This is a genomic window from Streptomyces sp. NPDC020597 (assembly GCF_044335095.1).
Classification (GTDB): Bacteria; Actinomycetota; Actinomycetes; order Streptomycetales; family Streptomycetaceae; genus Streptomyces.
On sequence record NZ_JBIRUL010000008.1, the window covers coordinates 194,774 to 214,127 of the forward strand.

The 19,354-nt window shown below is 70.8% G+C and carries 13 protein-coding genes; 8 read left to right on the forward strand and 5 right to left on the reverse strand.

All coding sequences use genetic code 11. The features are described 5' to 3' along the window. Positions 1 to 43: 43 nt before the first annotated feature. Positions 44 to 1,585, reverse strand: coding sequence for a site-2 protease family protein (locus ACH4ZA_RS16750; RefSeq protein ID WP_398430084.1), 1,542 nt, complete (start codon positions 1,583 to 1,585; stop codon positions 44 to 46). Between the two features lie 152 nt (positions 1,586 to 1,737). Between ACH4ZA_RS16750 and ACH4ZA_RS16755 the strand changes: the two genes are divergently transcribed. Together ACH4ZA_RS16755 and ACH4ZA_RS16760 are read left to right on the forward strand one after the other, a co-directional pair. Beyond that, positions 1,738 to 2,715: a RecB family exonuclease gene (locus ACH4ZA_RS16755; RefSeq protein ID WP_398430085.1), complete on the forward strand. Its 978-nt coding sequence runs from the start codon at positions 1,738 to 1,740 to the stop codon at positions 2,713 to 2,715. Positions 2,716 to 2,729: 14 nt separating this feature from the next. Then, positions 2,730 to 3,401: a response regulator transcription factor gene (locus tag ACH4ZA_RS16760; protein WP_107444863.1), complete on the forward strand. Its 672-nt coding sequence runs from the start codon at positions 2,730 to 2,732 to the stop codon at positions 3,399 to 3,401. 142 nt (positions 3,402 to 3,543) lie between these two features. Here the strand turns inward: ACH4ZA_RS16760 and ACH4ZA_RS16765 are convergent, their stop codons facing one another. The 4 genes from ACH4ZA_RS16765 to metH all read right to left on the reverse strand — a co-directional run bounded on the left by ACH4ZA_RS16765 (position 3,544) and on the right by metH (position 11,610). Continuing rightward, positions 3,544 to 5,127, reverse strand: a complete 1,584-nt coding sequence (locus ACH4ZA_RS16765) for an ABC transporter substrate-binding protein (protein ID WP_398430087.1) — start codon at positions 5,125 to 5,127, stop codon at positions 3,544 to 3,546. Between the two features lie 71 nt (positions 5,128 to 5,198). Further along, the gene (locus ACH4ZA_RS16770) at positions 5,199 to 6,806 is read right to left on the reverse strand and encodes an ABC transporter substrate-binding protein (protein WP_398430088.1); all 1,608 of its coding nucleotides are present in this window, start codon (positions 6,804 to 6,806) and stop codon (positions 5,199 to 5,201) included. 474 nt (positions 6,807 to 7,280) lie between these two features. Next, a complete protein-coding gene (locus ACH4ZA_RS16775) occupies positions 7,281 to 7,979 on the reverse strand; it encodes an HAD family phosphatase (protein WP_351678432.1) in 699 nt (232 codons plus the stop codon). A 112-nt stretch (positions 7,980 to 8,091) separates the two neighbouring features. Continuing rightward, entirely contained in the window at positions 8,092 to 11,610 is a 3,519-nt protein-coding gene (gene metH, locus ACH4ZA_RS16780) for a methionine synthase (RefSeq protein ID WP_398430090.1), read from the reverse strand. Positions 11,611 to 11,963: 353 nt separating this feature from the next. Here metH and ACH4ZA_RS16785 point away from each other — a divergent pair, with 353 nt between their 5' ends. The 6 genes from ACH4ZA_RS16785 (at position 11,964) to ACH4ZA_RS16810 (ending at position 19,266) form a co-directional block, all read left to right on the forward strand. Then, positions 11,964 to 12,728 carry an IclR family transcriptional regulator gene (locus ACH4ZA_RS16785; protein ID WP_398430091.1) on the forward strand — a complete coding sequence of 255 codons (765 nt, stop codon included), beginning with the start codon at positions 11,964 to 11,966 and terminating at the stop codon, positions 12,726 to 12,728. Between the two features lie 374 nt (positions 12,729 to 13,102). Next, the gene (locus ACH4ZA_RS16790) at positions 13,103 to 13,897 is read left to right on the forward strand and encodes an MIP/aquaporin family protein (protein ID WP_398430092.1); all 795 of its coding nucleotides are present in this window, start codon (positions 13,103 to 13,105) and stop codon (positions 13,895 to 13,897) included. 75 nt (positions 13,898 to 13,972) lie between these two features. After that, a complete protein-coding gene (glpK, locus tag ACH4ZA_RS16795; RefSeq protein ID WP_398430094.1) occupies positions 13,973 to 15,511 on the forward strand; it encodes a glycerol kinase GlpK in 1,539 nt (512 codons plus the stop codon). 9 nt (positions 15,512 to 15,520) lie between these two features. Then, complete coding sequence (locus tag ACH4ZA_RS16800; protein WP_398430096.1) at positions 15,521 to 17,137, forward strand: FAD-dependent oxidoreductase; 1,617 nt, start codon at positions 15,521 to 15,523, stop codon at positions 17,135 to 17,137. Positions 17,138 to 17,368: 231 nt separating this feature from the next. After that, positions 17,369 to 18,040, forward strand: coding sequence for a FadR/GntR family transcriptional regulator (locus tag ACH4ZA_RS16805; protein ID WP_020128291.1), 672 nt, complete (start codon positions 17,369 to 17,371; stop codon positions 18,038 to 18,040). 263 nt (positions 18,041 to 18,303) lie between these two features. Next, positions 18,304 to 19,266, forward strand: a complete 963-nt coding sequence (locus ACH4ZA_RS16810; RefSeq protein WP_398430097.1) for a PAC2 family protein — start codon at positions 18,304 to 18,306, stop codon at positions 19,264 to 19,266. The last annotated feature ends 88 nt before the right edge of the window (positions 19,267 to 19,354 follow it).

Sequence of the window (19,354 nt, forward strand, 5' to 3'; positions counted from 1 at the left end):
GCCGACCATCGGGTGCGTGCGCACCGGCTCGGGAGGGCGGTGGTCAGCTGGGGCGGGCCATGGCCCTGACGAAGGCGCGTTCGACGTCGGCGGCGGAGAGCACGCCGAAGATCTCTCCGGTCTCCTCGACGACGAGGTATTCGGTGGCGGGGGTGGCGCGCAGGACGTCGAGGAGGTCCTCGCCGGCGAGTTCGGCGGAGACGCGCATGCCGTCGCTGAGGTCCTGGGCGAGGCCGCTGACGGCGACCCAGGGGCGGCGGTGTTCGGGGACGCCGACGATCGCGGACTCCCGGACGAGGGAGAGCGGTTCGCCGTTGGCGTCGACGACGACGAGGGCGCGGGCGCCGGCGTCGTTGGCGCGGCGCAGCGCTTCGGACAGGGGGGTGTGGGTCTCGACGGGGACGGCGCGCCGGGTGAGGGTGCGGGCGCGCAGTTCGGGGAGGTGTTCGCGCAGGCGGGCCATGCGCAGGCTGTTGCCGGCGCCGGTCCAGATGATCGCGGCGAGGATGGCGGCGAGGAGCGCGTCGGTGACGGTGTCCATGCCGACGCTGTCCTCGGCGCCGGAGCCGAGGGCGCCGGACTGGGTGAGCAGGGGAAGGCCGATGAGGACGGAGACGGCGAGCGCGCGGCCGACCCAGGCGGCGGCGACGGTGCCGGTCATCGGCCTGCCGGTGATCTTCCAGACGACGGCGCGGAGCATGCGGCCGCCGTCGAGGGGGAGGCCGGGCAGGAGGTTGAAGATCGCCACGATGAGGTTGGAGATCATCAGGCCGGCGACCAGGACGCCGGGGACCGTGCCGGGTTCGACGGCGTTCATGGCGAGGTAGAACACGCCGGCCAGGGCGAGGGAGAGGAGGGGGCCGACGAAGGCGAGCCAGAACTCGCGGCCCGGCGTCTCGGCTTCCTTCTCGATCTCGGAGACGCCGCCGAAGAACTGGAGCTGGATGCGGCGGACGGGGAGTTTGAAGCGGAGGGCCGCGATGGTGTGGGCGAGTTCGTGGATGAGGACGGAGGCGTAGAAGGCGACCGCGAAGAAGAGGGAGACGAGGTAGCGGGCGGCGCCGAGCTCGGGGAGGACGCGGTCGAGCTGGCCGCCGAAGACCCAGGTGATGAGGGCGGCCACGAGGAACCAGCTGGGGGCGACGTAGACGGGTACGCCGAAGGGGCGGCCCATGAGGATGCCGCCGCGGGGCTGCTCCGGGGGTCGCTGGGGCGGGGGGCCCTTGGGGAGGGCGGGGGGTGCGGGGCGCTCGGCTCCGGCGGTGCGGTGGGTGGTGTCGCGGGCGCCGGTCTGGTCGGCGTGGGCCTCGCCGGGTGCGGCGTCGTCGGTTCCGGCCTTGCCCGCTGCGGGTTCGTCGCCGTCGGCCGTGCCGCCGCCGGCCCTGTCGTCGGCGGGGGTGGGAGCCGGTTCGGGGGTGGGACCGTCGTCGTGCGGGGCCGGCTGCTGCCGGGGGGCGCCCGTGGGGCCGGTGGCCCGGGGCTCGCCGGGCTGGACGTCGGTGGCCGCGGACGCAGGTGTCGCGGGGTGCTCGGCCGACTGTTCGCTGTCCGGCCGCGGCCGCCCGCTCCCGCCGCTTTCCACCACGGTGTCCCCTCGATCGAAGCGTCTCCTGCCCGTGCCGGGCGGGAGGGTCTGTGACCGATGGTATGCGGCGGTCGTGAGGTGTTCCGCTCGGCACCCCCCGCGTTTCCCGGCTTGTGGGTGACTGTCGGTGGCGGGCCGTATGGTCTGTGGTCATGGAGAGCAGCAGCGAGGGCGTCGCCCGGGCGGGCGACGGGGGTGTGGTGGAGGAGCCGTCGCGCACGGGGGCGGCCGGGCCGGAGGGGGCGGCGGCGGGGGTGGTCGCGGTGGCTCCGGCGTCGCTGTCGCCGTCGCGGGCCGGTGATTTCATGCAGTGCCCGCTGCTGTACCGGTTCCGGGTGATCGACCGGCTGCCGGAGAAGCCGAGTCCGGCGGCGACGAAGGGGACGCTGGTGCACGCCGTCCTCGAGCGTTTGTTCGATGCGCCGGCGGCGGAGCGGACGGCGGCGGGGGCGAAGTCGCTGATCCCGGGGCAGTGGGACCGGCTGCGGGAGACGCGGCCGGAGGTGGTGGAGCTGTTCGCCGACGATCCGGAAGGAGAGCGGCTCGCCGGCTGGCTGGCGGAGGCGGAGCAACTGGTCGAGCGCTGGTTCACGCTGGAGGACCCGACGCGGCTGGAGCCCGCCGAGCGGGAGCTGTTCGTGGAGACGGAGCTGGATTCGGGTCTGCGGCTGCGCGGGATCATCGACCGGGTCGACGTGGCGCCGACGGGCGAGGTACGGATCGTCGACTACAAGACGGGCAAGGCCCCGCGGCCGGAGTACGCCGAGGGCGCGCTGTTCCAGATGAAGTTCTACGCGCTGGTCGTGTGGCGGTTGAAGAACGTCGTCCCGCGGCGGCTGCAGCTGGTGTACCTGGGCAGCGGGGACGTGCTGACGTACGACCCGGTCGTGGCGGATCTGGAGCGCGTCGAGCGCAAGCTGCTCGCGTTGTGGGAGGCGATCCGGCAGGCGACGCGCACCGGCGAGTGGCGGCCCCGGCCGACGAAGCTGTGCGGCTGGTGCGATCACCGGGCGCACTGTCCGGAGTTCGGCGGCACTCCCCCGCCGTATCCGCTGCCGGTGACGCTGGAGGCGCCGGTGAGGGCGGCCGCCTCGCAGGACGAGGCGCAGGGCAGAATGGGGCCGGGCTAGAGAAGGAGATCCACGTGGCCATCCGCGTCCTACTGGTCGACGACCAGCCGCTGTTGCGCACGGGCTTCCGGATGATTCTGGAGGCCGAGCAGGACATCGCGGTCGTCGGCGAGGCCGGAGACGGCCTGCAGGCCATCGACCAGGTGCGGGCGTTGCAGCCCGATGTGGTGCTGATGGACATCCGCATGCCGCGGATGGACGGGGTGGAGGCGACCCGGCAGATCACCGGTCCGGGGCGGGACGGTCCGGCGAAGGTGCTGGTGCTGACCACGTTCGATCTGGACGAGTACGTGGTGGAGGCGCTGCGGGCGGGGGCCAGCGGGTTCCTGCTGAAGGACGCCCCGGCCAACGAGCTGGTGCAGGCGATCCGGGTGGTGGCGTCCGGTGAGGCGATGCTGGCGCCGAGCATCACGCGGCGGCTGCTGGACAAGTACGCCACGCATCTGCCGTCGGGCGAGGAGCCGGTGCCGGACACGCTGCACACGCTGACCGACCGGGAGGTGGAGGTGCTGAAGCTGGTGGCGCGGGGGTTGTCGAACGCCGAGATCGCCGCCGATCTGTTCGTCAGCGAGACGACGGTGAAGACGCATGTCGGGCATGTGCTGACGAAGCTGGGGCTGCGTGACCGGGTGCAGGCCGCGGTGTACGCGTACGAGAGCGGTCTGGTGCGTCCCGGCGCGCAGTAGCCGAGCGGTTCGGGCACGGGTCCCCTGCGTGGCGGCCCTGCCCGGCGCGGCCCCGGATACGACGAAGGGCGCCCCCCGTGCGGCGGGGGCGCCCTTCGCTGTCGTCAGCGGACCCGTCGGGCGGGGCCGTCGTCCGTGCGGCTCAGCTCTTGCTGAGTTCCCAGAAGCGGAACACCGTGGAGGCGTCCAGGCAGTTCTCCAGGCCGTAGACGTGCTCGCCGGCGACGGCGTACTGCTTGCCCTGCCAGACGGGCAGGACGGGCACCTGCGCGGCGACGATGTTCTGCAGCCGGCCGTAGTCGGCGTCGGTGGCGCCGCGGTCGCTCTGCGCGGCGGTGCGCGGGATGAGCGTCTCGGTGATCGTCTTGTCGGTGTAGTGGTTGCTCAGCACGTTGCCCTCTCCGAAGAAGGGCGAGGTGAAGTTGTCGGCGTCCGGGTAGTCGGGCACCCAGCCCTTGACGTAGACGCCGTACTTGCCGGCGGTGATGTCCTTCTCGTACTGGCCGAAGGCGACGGACTTGACGTCGGCGTCGAACAGGCCGCTGGCGTTGAGCTGGGCCGCGACGGCCTTGAGTTCCTGGTCGGTGGCCGGGCCGTAGCGGGACGGGGTGGACCAGAGGGTGAGCCGCACCTTGTCGGTGATGCCGTCGGCGGCGAGGGCGGCGGCGGCCTTGGCCCGGGAGGGCCGGGCGCCGTAGCGGTCGAAGAACGCGGTGTTGTGGCCCGCGATGCCGGCCGGGACGATCGAGAAGAGCGGGTCGGCGGTGCCCTGGTAGACGTTCTTGATGAGGGCTTCGCGGTCGATGAGGTGGGCGATGGCCCGTCGCACGCCGAGCTTTCCGGCGACCGGGTCGTTCATGTTGAAGACGAGGTGCTGGACTTCGGCGCTGCTGCCCTCGACGACTTCGGCGCCCGCGTCGGCGCTGCTCTGCTGGATGTCGGCGATGTCGGCGGCGGTCAGGCCCCGGTAGGCGATGTCGACGTCGCCGTCGAGCAGGGCCTGCTTGAGGGCCTTCTGGTCGCCGGCGAAGAACTTGAGGGTGACGCCGGTGTTCTGGGCTTCGGAGGCGGTGCCCCGGTAGTGGTCGTTGACGGAGAAGACGGCTTCGTCGTCGCTGAAGGAGTCGAGCGTGTAGGGGCCGGAGCCGACGGCTTCGCCGTCCTCGCGCAGGCCGTCGGCGTCGTACTGCCGGTGGTCGACGATGGAGCCGGCGCCCGAGGCGATCTTGCTGGGGAAGGTGGCGTCGGGTGTCTTGAGCTTGAAGACGACGGTCTTCTCGTCGGGCGTCTCGACCGCGGCGAGCGTGGAGAACATGATCGCGGGGCCCGCGTCGTCGTTGATCTTCAGCGTGCGGTCGAAGGAGAACTTCACGTCCTCCGAGGTGAGCGCGTCGCCGTTGCTGAACTTGAGGTCGTCCTTCAGCGTGCAGCTGTAGACCTGGGTCCGCGTGTCGGTGAACCGGCACTCGCGGGCGGCGTCGGGCTCGGGTTCGGTGCCGCCCTTGGGGAAGCTCAGCAGCGACTGGAAGACGTTGTTGAACAGCATCCAGGAGCCGGGGTCGTAGCCGGAGGCGGGGTCGGTGGCCAGCACCTCGTCGGACATGCCGAGGACCACCCCGGAGCCGTCGCCCCCCGATCCCCCTCCCTGGGTGCCGCATCCGGTCAACAGGCCGGAGGCCAGCCCCGCCATGATCGGCAGGACCGGCCACTGGTTGCGCAGGTTCACGTATCGCCTTGTCGTCGTGTTGTCGTCACACCGAAGCCGCGGTCCGGGCCCCGGGCCGGGAAGGGCTCTCGTCAGCCGGTCGCGCCGCGGCCGAGCTCCCACAGCTGCAGGGTCGCCGAGGAGTTGAGCGCGTATGCGGTGCCCGTGACGTCGTTGTTGGCGGCGACGTACTGCTTGCCCTGCCACAGCGGCAGGATCGGGACGTCCTTGGCGACGATGTCCTGGATCTCCGTCAGGCTCTTGGTGGCGCTCTGGCGGTCGGCCTCGCGGCGGGAGGACGGGATCAGGGTGTCGATGATGTCGCCGTTGCTGTAGGGCGACTTGAGGAAGTTGTCCTTGTCGAGGAACGGGGCGACGAAGTTGTCGGCGTCGGGGAAGTCGGGGAACCAGCCCATGCCGTAGACGGCGTACTCGCCCTTGCGCTCGGCCGGGACGAAGGTCTCCCAGGCGGTGCCCTTGATGGACACGTCGAACAGGCCGCTGTCGTTGAGCTGCTTCTGCAGCACCTCGAACTCCTGCTTGGTGGCCGGACCGTAGTGGTCGGTCGTGTAGTTCAGCGTCAGCTTCACCGGCTTGGTGATGTCCGCGTCGGCCAGCAGGGCCTTGGCCTTGGCGACGTTGGGCTCGCCGTAGGTGTTGACGAACGAGTTGGAGTGGCCGGTGAGGCTGGCCGGGACGAGCGAGTAGAGGGGCTCGGCCTGGGAGCCGTAGACCTTCGACACGAGCTCGTTGCGGTTGATGATCTGGGCCATGGCCTGGCGGACGGCCTTGGACTTCACGGCCGGGTCCGTGGTGTCGAACGCGAGGTAGCGGATCTCGAGGCCGTTCAGTTCGACCAGGTCGATGTCTCCGCCGGCGGACGCCTCGGAGAGCTTCTTGATCTGCTCGGGCGACATGGTGCGGGTCATCAGGTCGATGTCGCCCTTTTCGAGGGCGGTGCCCATCGCGTCGGCGTCCTTGTAGGACACCATGTCGACCTCGTCGTTGTTCACCTTCAGCGTCCCCTTGTAGTGGGGGTTCCTGGTGAACACGGCCTTGGTCATCTCGTCGCCGTCGGTGTCGGCCCTGAGGATGTAGGGGCCGGATCCGTCGACCGCGAAACCGTCGCGCAGCTTGCCCTTGTCGTAGTCGTCGGGGTTGACGATGCCGGCGACCGGGGTCGACAGCTTGAAGGGGAAGGTGGCGTCGGCGGTCTTGAGATGGAAGATGACTTCGTTGTCGCCCTGCGTTTCGATGGTGTCGATGGTGGACAGCAGGGCGAACACGCCGGAGTCGGCCTTGATGGCACGGGCGCGGTCGATGGAGAACTTGACGTCCTTCGCCGTGATGTCGTCACCGTCGGCGAACTGCAGGCCGCTGCGCAGCTTGCAGGCGTAGCGCTCGTTGCCGGTGTCGGTGAAGCCGCAGCTCTGGGCCGCCTCCGGGACGGGCTCGCCCTCGCCCTTGGGCTGGATCATCAGGGTCTGCACGGTCTGGCGCAGGATGTTCCAGGTGCCGACGTCGTAGGAGTACGCCGGGTCGAGCGGGGCCGGGGCGTCCTTGGTGGCGGTGAACCGGTCGGTGGTGCCCACGACGATGGCGTCGCCGCCGCCGCTCCCGCTGTCGGACCCTCCGCAGGCTGCGAGCACGGGCGCGAGCAGACCGACCACGGCCGGCAGCACCAAAGTCTTGCGGTTCATGCTCGAGTTTCTCCAGAGCTGTCGGTCCGTGTACCCGGCATGCAGGGGTGGCGCTGCCGATCACGGGGGTAGTCGATGTTCTCGCAAAGAGATTAGTGCGCGTCGACAGGAGGGTTCGCAGGCACCGGAGTTGAAAGCCCATCACGCAGCGAAACCGGCTGCGGACGCACTGAACAGCCGTCCGGGGAAGGATTCGTACAGCCGCTTACCAATCGGGACACAAGGTCGCCTTCGAACGCCCCCGGTGTGGCCGGGATGCATACGGAGAGTCATCTGTCGAGCCTCGGCCGGGTGGGGAACGTCACAGCCGGAGGGGGTTCGGGGCGGTGCGGAATTCGACCGTCGCGGAGCGGTCGATGAAGATCGGAATTCCGCGCCGCGCGCATCCGCCGAATTCCTGGTTATCGGCGGTGCACGCTGGGTGAAGGCCGCTGCATTTCCGTCATCGGCCGATCACGAAAGGTGGCGCGGTGATCAGTTGAGCGGCATCAGGCCGCGCAGAAAAGACAGGTCGACCTGTTCGAGCGAGGGGACGACGGTGCGTCGTGACGCGGGGGCGATCGGGGCCACGGAGGGCACCGCGACCACGTGGCAGCCCGCGGCCTCCGCCGAGGCGACGCCCGTCGCGGTGTCCTCGACGACCGCGCATCGCGTGGGGTCCACGCCGAGTCCGGCGGCGGCGAGCAGATAGGGGTCGGGGTGCGGCTTGGTGTGGGCGACCTCGTCGCCGGCGACGCTGAGGCGGAAGTGCTCGACTCCGAGGGAGGCGATGACGCGGTCGATGATGCGCCGGTGGGAGGCGGAGACGAGGGCGGTGGGCACCTCGTGCTCGGTCAGCTCGGCGAGCAGCCGGGCCGCTCCCGGCATCAGGGGCAGGGCGCGGGTGATGCGGTCCTCGAAGCCGTCGTTGAGCAGGACGGTGAGTTCGCCGACCGTGACGTCGGCCCCGGTCGCCTCGATCAGGAACTGTGCGCTGCGGCTCATCGGGCCGCCGACCACGACATGCCGCCAGGAGTCGTCGAGGGCGTGTCCGAGCGAGGCGAAGATCTCCACCTCGACGTCCCACCAGAAACCCTCGGTGTCCACCAGGGTGCCGTCCATGTCGAGGAGCACGGCCTGCAGGGCGGAGCCCTCGGCCGTGCGGGTGACTGGCGCGGGAACCGTACTGGTCATCCGCGTACCTCCTTGAGGGACGAGCAGGCCGGTTCCCGCTGGGGGAACCGGCCTGCAGTGGACCGACCAGTGTACGACTTATCGGATCAGTGTGCCGGGCGACGCGCTCGCGTCACCGGGCGTTGAAGTACTTCGCCTCGGGGTGGTGGATCACGATGGCGTCCGTGGACTGCTCGGGGTGGAGCTGGAACTCCTCGGACAGGTGGACGCCGATCCGCTCGGGCTGGAGCAGCTCGGCGATCTTGGCGCGGTCCTCCAGGTCGGGGCAGGCGCCGTAGCCGAGGGAGAAGCGGGCGCCGCGGTACTTCAGGGCGAACATGTCCTCGACTTCGGCCGGGTCCTCGCCGCCGAAGCCGAGTTCCGAGCGCACGCGTGCGTGCCAGTACTCGGCGAGGGCCTCGGCCAGCTGCACGGACAGGCCGTGCAGCTCGAGGTAGTCGCGGTAGGAGTTCGACGCGAAGAGCTTGGCCGTCTCCTCGCCGATGCGCGAGCCGACGGTGACGACCTGGAGGCCGACCACGTCGGTCTCCCCCGACTCCTCGGGGCGGAAGAAGTCGGCGAGGCACAGCCGGCGTCCGCGGCGCTGGCGGGGGAAGGTGAAGCGGGTCCGCTCGTTGCCCCCTTCGTCCAGGATGATCAGGTCGTCGTCCTTGGAGACGCAGGGGAAGTAGCCGTAGACCACGGCGGCCTCGAGGAGGTTGTCGGTCTGCAGCTTGTCCAGCAGGCCGCGCAGCCGGGGCCGGCCCTCGCTCTCGACGAGTTCCTCATAGGTCGGCCCGTCGCCGGTGCGGGCCTGCTTGAGGCCCCACTGGCCCTTGAAGAGGGCGCCTTCGTCGAGCCAGGAGGCGTATTCCTTGAGCTGGATGCCCTTGATGACGCGGGTGCCCTCGAAGGGCGGCTTCGGCACGGGATTGTCGGTGGCGACGTCGGATCGGACGTGGCCCTCCTCGGGCCGCTCCTCGACCTCGGCGGGGGCGGCGCTCGCGCGCACCCGGCGTTGCCTGAGTTCGGGCAGCTTCGCGCCGGGCACGCCCCGCTTGACGCCGATCAGGGCGTCCATGAGGCGCAGGCCCTCGAAGGCGTCGCGGGCGTAGCGGACCTCGCCCTCGTAGATCTCGTGCAGGTCCTGCTCGACGTAGGCCCGGGTCAGTGCGGCGCCGCCGAGGATGACCGGGTAGTCGGCGGCGAGTCCGCGCTGGTTGAGCTCCTCCAGGTTCTCCTTCATGATCACCGTGGACTTCACCAGCAGGCCGGACATCCCGATGACGTCGGCGCGGTGCTCGGCGGCGGCGTCCAGGATCGCGGAGACCGGCTGCTTGATGCCGAGGTTGACGACGTTGTAGCCGTTGTTGGACAGGATGATGTCGACGAGGTTCTTGCCGATGTCGTGGACGTCGCCGCGGACGGTGGCGAGCACGATGGTGCCCTTGCCCTCGTCGTCGGACTTCTCCATGTGCGGTTCGAGATGGGCGACGGCCGCCTTCATGACCTCGGCGGACTGCAGCACGAACGGCAGCTGCATCTGGCCGGAGCCGAACAGCTCGCCCACGACCTTCATGCCGTCCAGGAGGGTCTCGTTGACGATGTCGAGGGCGGGCCGGCTCTGCAGCGCCTCGTCGAGGTCGGCCTCCAGGCCGTTGCGCTCGCCGTCGATGATGCGCCGCTTGAGGCGCTCCTCCAGGGGGAGCGCGGCCAGTTCCTCGGCCCGGCCGGCCTTGAGGGACTTGGCGGTGGCGCCCTCGAAGAGCTGCATGAGCTTCTGGAGGGGGTCGTAGCCCTCGGCGCGCCGGTCGTGGATCAGGTCGAGGGCGGTGCGCACCTCCTCCTCGCTGAAGCGGGCGATGGGCAGGATCTTCGAGGCGTGGACGATCGCGGAGTCCAGGCCCGCCTTGACGCACTCGTCGAGGAAGACGGAGTTCAGCAGGATGCGGGCGGCGGGGTTGAGACCGAAGGAGATGTTCGACAGGCCCAGGGTGGTCTGCACGTCGGGGTGACGGCGCTTGAGCTCGCGGATCGCCTCGATGGTGGCCACGCCGTCGCGCCGGGACTCCTCCTGGCCGGTGCAGATGGTGAAGGTGAGGGTGTCGATGAGGATGTCCGACTCGTGGATGCCCCAGTTCGTGGTGAGGTCCTCGATCAGCCGTTCGGCGATGGCGACCTTCGTCTCGGGGGTGCGGGCCTGGCCCTCCTCGTCGATGGTCAGCGCGATCAGGGCGGCGCCGTGCTCCTGGGCGAGCTTGGTGACCTTGGCGAACCGGGAGTCGGGGCCGTCGCCGTCCTCGTAGTTCACCGAGTTGATCACGGCGCGGCCGCCGAGCTTCTCCAGGCCGGCCCGGATGACCTCGACCTCGGTGGAGTCAAGGACGATCGGCAGGGTGGAGGCGGTGGCGAAGCGGCCGGCGAGCTCCTCCATGTCGGCGACGCCGTCGCGGCCGACGTAGTCCACGCACAGGTCGAGCAGGTGCGCGCCCTCGCGGATCTGCTCGCGGGCCATCTCCACGCAGTCGTCCCAGCGGCCGGCCAGCATGGCCTCGCGGAACTTCTTGGATCCGTTGGCGTTGGTGCGTTCGCCGATCGCGAGGTAGGAGGTGTCCTGGCGGAAGGGCACCGTCTGGTAGAGGGACGCGGCACCGGGCTCGGGGCGGGGACTGCGCTCGGCGGGCTGGAGGCCGCGGACGCGCTCGACGACCTGGCGCAGGTGCTCGGGGGTGGTTCCGCAGCAGCCGCCGATGAGGTTGAGCCCGTAGTCGCGGACGAAGTTCTCCTGGGCGTCGGCCAGGCCTTCGGCGTCGAGCGGGAAGTGGGCGCCGTCCTTGGTGAGGATCGGCAGTCCGGCGTTCGGCATGCACAGCAGGGGGGTGCGGGAGTGCCGGGCGAGGTAGCGCAGGTGCTCGCTCATCTCGGCGGGGCCCGTGGAGCAGTTCAGGCCGATCATGTCGATGCCGAGCGGCTCCAGCGCGGTGAGCGCGGCGCCGATCTCGGAGCCGAGCAGCATGGTGCCGGTCGTCTCGAACGCCATGGACACCAGCAGGGGCACGTCGGCGCCGGTCGCCTCCATCGCGCGCTTGGCGCCCAGGATCGACGACTTCGTCTGGAGGAGGTCCTGGGTGGTCTCGACGATCAGGGCGTCGGCGCCGCCGGCGAGCAGGCCCTCGGCGTTGGCCTGGAAGCCGTCGCGCAGGGTGCCGTAGCCGATGTGGCCGAGGGTGGGCAGCTTGGTGCCGGGGCCGATCGAGCCGAGGACCCAGCGGGTGCGTCCGTCGCGGGCGGCGAAGGCGTCGGCGGTCTCGCGGGCGATGCGGGCGCCGGCCTCGGACAGCTCGTGCACCCGCTCGGCGATGTCGTACTCGGCCATGGCGGAGTGGTTCGCGCCGAAGGTGTTGGTCTCGACGCAGTCCACGCCGGCGGCGAAGTACTCCTCGTGCACGGAGCGCACGATGTCGGGCCGGGTGACGTTGAGGACCTCGTTGCAGCCCTCGAGGTCCTGGAAGTCCTCCAGGGTGGGCTCCTGGGCCTGGAGCATGGTGCCCATGGCTCCGTCGGCCACCACCACGCGGGTGGCCAGGGCCTCTCGGAGCGCGGACACACGGGTCCGGCTGTCGGCGGAAGGGGTCGGCGGCACAGAGGCCATGAAAGGGCTCCCTCGGATGCGACGGCTGTCGGCTTTGCGTCACCTCGGGATGCATGGAGCAGGGGCTTCCCGATGAGCGCGCACGCCGTCAGGGTAGCCGGGACGGAGGCCTTATGGTCAGGGCGTCCACGGGGCGGACGGGTGTGGCGGCCGGGCGGGACCCGGCCACGGCGGGTCCGGCGGGTGCCACGGCCGTGCGACGGCCTTGCTGCTTCCGGGGGACGCCCGGCGGAACACCTGTCGACCGAACCATTGGCGAGAGGTCGGCATGGACCGGTAGTGTTCGACATTGCCGAACGGCGGAAGTGCATGCCGCCCACAGGCGGTCCGATGGGGACGGAGGCGGGAGGGCGATGGCGCGGAACATCCAGTCGGTCGAGCGTGCGGCCGCGATGCTGCGGCTGCTCGCGGGCGGCGAGCGGCGGCTGGGCCTGTCGGACATCGCCTCGTCCACGGGCCTGGCCAAGGGCACCGCCCACGGCATCCTGCGCACCCTGCAGCAGGAGGGCTTCGTCGAGCAGGACGACGTCTCGGGGCGCTATCAGCTGGGCGCCGAGCTGCTGCGCCTGGGCACCACCTACCTGGACGTGCACGAGCTGCGCGCGCGTGCCCTGGTCTGGACGGACGACCTCGCGCGGTCCAGCGGCGAGAGCGTGCACCTGGGGGTGCTGCACCAGCAGGGCGTGCTGATCGTGCACCACGTCTTCCGGCCCGACGACAGCCGGCAGGTGCTGGAGATCGGGGCCATGCAGCCGCTGCACTCCACGGCCCTCGGCAAGGTGCTGTCGGCCTACGACCCGGTCGCGCACAGCGAGGCCCTGGAGGCCGAGCGCAAGCCCTACACGGACCGCACGGTGTGCGACGCGGAGGCGTTCGAGCACATCCTCGACATGACCCGTGCGCGCGGGTACGCGGCGGACGTCGAGGAGACCTGGGAGGGCGTCGCCTCGATCGCGGCGCCCATCCACGACCGGCGGCGCATGCCCGTCGGCGCGGTCGGCGTCACGGGCGCCGTGGAGCGGCTGGGCCGGGACGGCGAGCTGCGCCCGGAGCTGATCGCCGCGGTGCGCGACTGCGCCCGCGCGGTCTCCAGGGACCTGGGCGGCGGGCGTTTCTGAGCGGCCGCGCGGCTGCCCTTCCTGAGAACTGCGTAAGACCTGACCGGGGCGTCCGAGGACGTCCCGGCCGCCGTCATACCCTGCGAAAGCCGCCTGAAGTGGGCATCGGGGGCGAGTATGTGCGCACCCACGCGAAGATCGACGACCCAGAGCGATCAATAACGATCGCGTTTTCGATAACGGCACTCTTGACGCACACGTAACCGCCGGGCAAGACTCCCGTCCATCGGTCGACATTGTCGAACACCTAACGGCAATACGCGCTAGAGTGTGACAACGCCAAAGGCCGGCATCGCTCTCACCCCCGAGGGCGCTCGAACCCCCGGCGGGACCCGGGGTTCGGCTTCCCTGGACGAAGGACAAAGGAGTCGCGGGTGTCCAGCTCCGACATCTTCATCGGCGAGACCATCGGTACCGCCATACTCATCCTGCTCGGCGGCGGCGTCTGCGCCGCCGTGACGCTGAAGGCCTCCAAGGCCCGCAACGCCGGCTGGCTCGCCATCACCTTCGGGTGGGGTTTCGCCGTTCTGACGGCTGTCTACACCTCGGCGCCGCTCTCCGGCGCCCACCTCAACCCGGCGGTCACCCTCGCACTCGCGATCAAGGACGACGACTGGAGCAACGTTCCGGTCTACTGGGCCGGGCAGCTGCTCGGCGCCGCCATCGGCGCCACGCTGGTCTGGGTCGCCTACTACGGCCAGTTCCACGCCCACCTCACCGACAAGGAGATCGTCGGCGGTCCGGGCGCGCAGTCGACCAAGGTCAAGGCCGTCGAGGCGCAGGAGCAGGGCGCGGGCCCGGTCCTGGGCGTCTTCTCCACCGGCCCGGAGATCCGCGTCGTCTGGCAGAACCTGGCCACGGAGATCATCGGCACCATCGTGCTGGTCCTCGCCGTCCTCACGCAGGGCCTCAACGACAAGGGCAACGGCCTGGGCACCCTGGGCGCCCTCGTCACCGCGCTCGTGGTCGTCTCCATCGGTCTGTCGCTGGGCGGTCCGACCGGGTACGCGATCAACCCGGCCCGTGACCTCGGCCCGCGCATCGTGCACGCCCTCCTGCCCCTGCCCAACAAGGGCGGCTCCGACTGGAGCTACGCCTGGATCCCGGTGGTCGGTCCGCTGATCGGCGGCGCGATCGCCGCAGGCATCTACAACGTCGCCTTCGCTTAAGAGCACCAACTGCACCGCGTACTCGGCAGCGCCGTACAGACAGCCTCTTATCCACGGAAACCCCAGGAGCACTCAGTGACCGACGCGCACACCGCCGGCCCGTTCATCGCCGCCATCGACCAGGGCACCACCTCCTCGCGCTGCATCGTCTTCGACCGGGACGGCCGGATCGTCTCCGTCGACCAGAAGGAGCACGAGCAGATCTTCCCCAAGCCGGGCTGGGTCGAGCACGACGCCAACGAGATCTGGACCAACGTCCAGGAAGTCGTCGCCGGAGCCATCGAGAAGGCCGGCATCACCCGGGACGACATCAAGGCCATCGGCATCACCAACCAGCGTGAGACCACGCTGCTGTGGGACAAGAACACCGGTCAGCCCGTCCACAACGCCATCGTCTGGCAGGACACCCGCACCGACGCCCTGTGCCGCGAGCTCGGCCGCAACGTCGGCCAGGACCGCTTCCGCCGGGAGACCGGCCTCCCGCTGGCCTCGTACTTCGCCGGCCCCAAGGCCCGCTGGCTGCTCGACAACGTCGAGGGCCTGCGCGAGCGCGCCGAGGCGGGCGACATCCTCTTCGGCACCATGGACACCTGGGTCATCTGGAACCTGACCGGCGGCGTCGACGGCGGCAAGCACTACACCGACGTCACCAACGCCTCCCGCACCATGCTGATGAACCTCCACACGCTGGAGTGGGACGACAAGATCGCCGAGTCCATCGGCGTCCCGCTGGCGATGCTCCCCGAGATCCGCTCCTCCGCCGAGGTCTACGGCGAGGTCACCGGCGGCAGGCTCGGCGAGCTGCTCGGCGGCATCCCGGTCGCCTCCGCGCTCGGCGACCAGCAGGCGGCCCTGTTCGGCCAGACCTGCTTCGCGGAGGGCGAGGCCAAGTCCACGTACGGCACCGGCACGTTCATGCTGCTGAACACCGGCGAGAAGATCATCAACTCGTACTCCGGGCTGCTGACCACCGTCGGCTACCGCATCGGCGACCAGAAGCCGGTGTACGCCCTCGAGGGCTCGATCGCCGTCACCGGTTCGCTGGTGCAGTGGATGCGCGACCAGATGGGCCTGATCTCCACCGCCGCCGAGATCGAGACGCTCGCGCTCTCCGTCGAGGACAACGGCGGCGCCTACTTCGTGCCGGCGTTCTCCGGACTGTTCGCCCCGTACTGGCGCTCCGACGCCCGCGGCGTGATCGCCGGCCTCACCCGGTACGTCACCAAGGCGCACCTCGCGCGCGCCGTCCTGGAGGCCACGGCCTGGCAGACCCGTGAGATCACCGACGCCATGACGAAGGACTCCGGCGTCGAGCTCGCGGCCCTCAAGGTCGACGGCGGCATGACCTCCAACAACCTGCTGATGCAGACCCTCTCGGACTTCCTGGACGCGCCCGTGGTGCGCCCGATGGTCGCCGAGACGACCTGCCTCGGCGCCGCCTACGCCGCCGGCCTCGCCGTCGGCTTCTGGACCAACACCGACGACCTGCGCGCCAACTGGCGGCGGGCCGCCGAGTGGACCCCCCGCATGGACGCGGAGACCCGCGACCGTGAGTACAAGAGCTGGCTCAAGGCCGTCGAGCGGACCATGGGCTGGCTCGAGGACGAGGAGTAAGAACCCCACATGACCAGTCAGTCCACCCTGCAGTCCGTGCCTGCCCTGGGGACGCGCCCGGCGTCCGGCTCCAACCCGAGCCGCGCCGAGACCCGGGAGCAGCTCTCCAAGGCGTCGTACGACCTCCTCGTCATCGGCGGCGGCATCCTGGGCATCTCCACCGCCTGGCACGCCGCGCAGTCCGGCCTCAGGGTGGCCCTGGTCGACGCCGGCGACTTCGCCGGCGCCACCTCCTCCGCCTCCTCCAAGCTTCTCCACGGCGGTCTGCGCTACCTGCAGACCGGCGCGGTGAAGCTGGTGGCGGAGAACCACTTCGAGCGCCGTGCGGTCTCCCGCCAGGTGGCCCCCCACCTGGCGAACCCGCTCACGTTCTACCTCCCCGTGTACAAGGGCGGGCCGCACGGCGCGGCGAAGCTCGGGGCGGGCGTCTTCGCCTACTCCGCACTGTCGGCGTTCGGCGACGGCGTCGGTCACCTCCTGTCGCCGGCGAAGGCCGCACAGGACGTGCCCGAGCTGCGCACCGACAACCTGAAGGCCGTGGCCGTGTACGGCGACGACCAGATGAACGACGCGCGCATGGCGCTGATGACGGTCCGCGCGGCCGTCGAGGCGGGCGCCGTCGTCCTCAACCACGCCGAGGTGTCCGGCCTGCGCTTCACCAAGGGCCGGGTCACGGGCGCGGACCTGCGCGACCGGCTCTCCGGCGACGAGTTCGGCGTCAACGCCCGGCTCGTGCTGAACGCGACCGGACCGTGGGTCGACCACCTGCGCCGGATGGAGGACCCGAACGCGGCGCCGTCCATCCGCCTGTCCAAGGGCGCGCACCTGGTGCTGAAGCGCACCGCGCCCTGGCGGGCCGCGCTGGCCACGCCCATCGACAAGTACCGCATCACCTTCGCCCTCCCGTGGGAGGACATGCTGCTGCTCGGCACCACCGACGAGGAGTTCGAGGGCGACCCGGCGGACGTCGCGGTCACCGAGAAGGACACCGCCCAGATACTCGACGAGGCCGCGTTCTCCATCCGGGACCAGCAGCTCGACCGCGATCTGATCACGTACGCCTTCGCCGGTCTGCGTGTGCTGCCGGGCGGCCCGGGCGACACCGCCAAGGCCAAGCGCGAGACCGTCGTCACCGAGGGCCGGGGCGGCATGCTGTCCGTCGCCGGCGGCAAGTGGACGACGTTCCGGCACATCGGCCGCACGGTCATGCAGAAGCTGGAGGCGCTGCCGGGCCACCCGCTGGGCGACGACTTCGAACCGATCTCCTCGCTGCCGAAGAAGCTGCCGCTGCCCGGCGTCGCCAACCCGCGCGCGGTCGCCCACCGGCTGCTGGTCGACAACCCGGCGCCCGGCCCGCGCATGGCCGCCGACACCGCGAAGCACCTGGCGACCCACTACGGCTCGCTGGCCTTCGACATCGCGCGGCTGGCCAACGACAACCCCGAGCTGGGCGCACGCGTCCACCCGGACGCCCCGGAGATCTGGGCGCAGGTCGTGTACGCCCGCGACAACGAGTGGGCCGAGACGGCGGACGACGTGCTGCGCCGCCGTACGACGCTGACGATCCGCGGTCTCGCCACGGACGAGGTCCGCGCGGGGGTGCAGGACCTGCTCGACAAGAAGTGACCTGCGGGAAGTGACCTGCCCGACGGCACACCGACCCTCCGCCGGCCCGCCGCCCTGACCGGGGCCGGCGCCGGGGGACGGCCCTCTCGTACCGGGGCCGGCACCGGGAAGGGGCGGCTCCACCCCTATGGAGCCGCCCCTTTCGCAGGGGTGGAGGCAGTCCCCCGCTCTGGCCTCATAATGGCGACGAGACATCCGATGTCTGGACGACGGACGAGAGCGAGGCCGGTCATGGCAGTCACCGACGAGGCGATCGAGAAGATCAAGGGCATGATCGTCTCGGGTGCGCTGCGCCCCGGCGACCGGCTGCCCAAGGAGAGCGAGCTGGCCGCCGACCTCGGGCTGTCGCGCAACTCCCTGCGGGAGGCGGTGCGCGCGCTGTCCCTCATCCGGATCCTGGACGTGCGGCAGGGCGACGGCACCTACGTCACCAGCCTCGACCCGCAACTGCTGCTGGAGGCGCTGAGTTTCGTCGTCGACTTCCACCGCGACGACACGGTCCTCGAGTTCCTGGCGGTGCGCCGGATACTGGAGCCGGCCGCGACGGCGATGGCCGCCCTGCGCATAAGCGAGCAGCAACTGGACGCCCTGGACGCCCAGTTGGACAAGCTCGGCGCCGAGCCCTCGGTGGAGGAACTCGTCGCGGGCGACCTGGAGTTCCACCGGGGCATCGTGCAGAGCGCGGGCAACTCGGTGCTGTGCTCGCTGCTCGACGGGCTGTCCGGGCCCACCACCCGGGCCCGGATCTGGCGGGGGCTGACCCAGGAGGACGCCGTCGCCGGCACCCTGCGGGAGCACCGGGCGATCCTCGCGGCCCTGCGCGACCGCGACGCGGAGGCCGCCAGATCGTGGGCGACGGTGCACATCGCGAGTGTGGAGCAGTGGCTGCGTTCCACGCTGTGAGCGCGGTGAGTGCGGTGAGTGCGGTGAGCGCGGCCGGGGGCGCCGCACGGACCCCCTGGCGCCCGGCTTTTCCCGCGGCCCTCCCCGGCCGTCGACCGGCACGGTCGGCCGGGCGGGCTCGCCCGGTGCCGGCTCGGGGGTGTTCGGGGGTGGCGAACGGGGCAGTGATCCGTTCACTCCCCGTACAAAGGGGCTGCGGGCGCCCCCGCAGAACGCCGTAAGGTTGGGTGGTCAAGCGAGGGCACGTCGGAAGGAGGCGCTGGGTGATCGAGCTCGAGGGGGTTCCCGAGCTGATCGACCCGGTCATGGTGGCCGCGTTCGAGGGCTGGAACGACGCCGGCGACGCCGCCTCCACCGCGGTCGCGCATCTGGAGCGGGAGTGGAAGGGCGAGGTGTTCGCGGCGCTGGACGCCGAGGACTACTACGACTTCCAGGTGAACCGTCCGACGGTGTGGCTGGACGCGGGCGTGCGCAAGATCACCTGGCCGACGACGAGACTGTCCGTGGTCCGGGTCGGCGGTGACAAGCCCCGCGACCTGGTGCTGGTGCGCGGCATCGAACCGTCGATGCGCTGGCGCTCGTTCTGCAACGAACTGCTCGGCTTCGCCCACGAATTGGGCGTGGAGCTGGTGGTCATCCTGGGCGCGCTGCTCGGCGACACCCCGCACACGCGTCCGGTGCCGATCAGCGGGACGACGTCCGACGCGGACCTGGCGCAGCGGATGGACCTGGAGGAGACCAAGTACGAGGGCCCCACGGGCATCGTCGGCGTCCTCCAGGAGGCGTGCACGCACGCCGGGGTGCCCGCGGTGAGCCTGTGGGCGGCCGTGCCGCACTACGTGTCGCAACCGCCGAACCCGAAGGCGACGCTGGCCCTCCTCAACCGCCTGGAGGACCTGATCGACGTCCGCATCCCGTTGGGCGAGCTGCCCGAGGACGCGCGTGCCTGGCAGGTGGGCGTGGACCAGCTGGCGGCCGAGGACACCGAGGTCGCCGAGTACGTCCAGACGCTGGAGGAGGCCCGCGACACCGCCGAGCTGCCGGAGGCGTCGGGCGAGGCGATCGCCCGCGAGTTCGAGCGCTATCTGCGGCGGCGGGACGGCGGCGGCCCGCCCGACCCCGGGGAGCGCACCCGTCCCCCGTACCCCCCGAAGCCGAGCGAGGAGGCTTCGGACGACCGACCGAGCGAGGAGTCGTCCGACGACGGCGATTCGTCGGACGACTGAAACCGGCGGCAGAACAGCCTGAGGCGGCGGCTCGGCCGGCCGGCCCGGGCGTCGGAGACGGCGACAGGGGCGGTGCGCGATGTGCGCA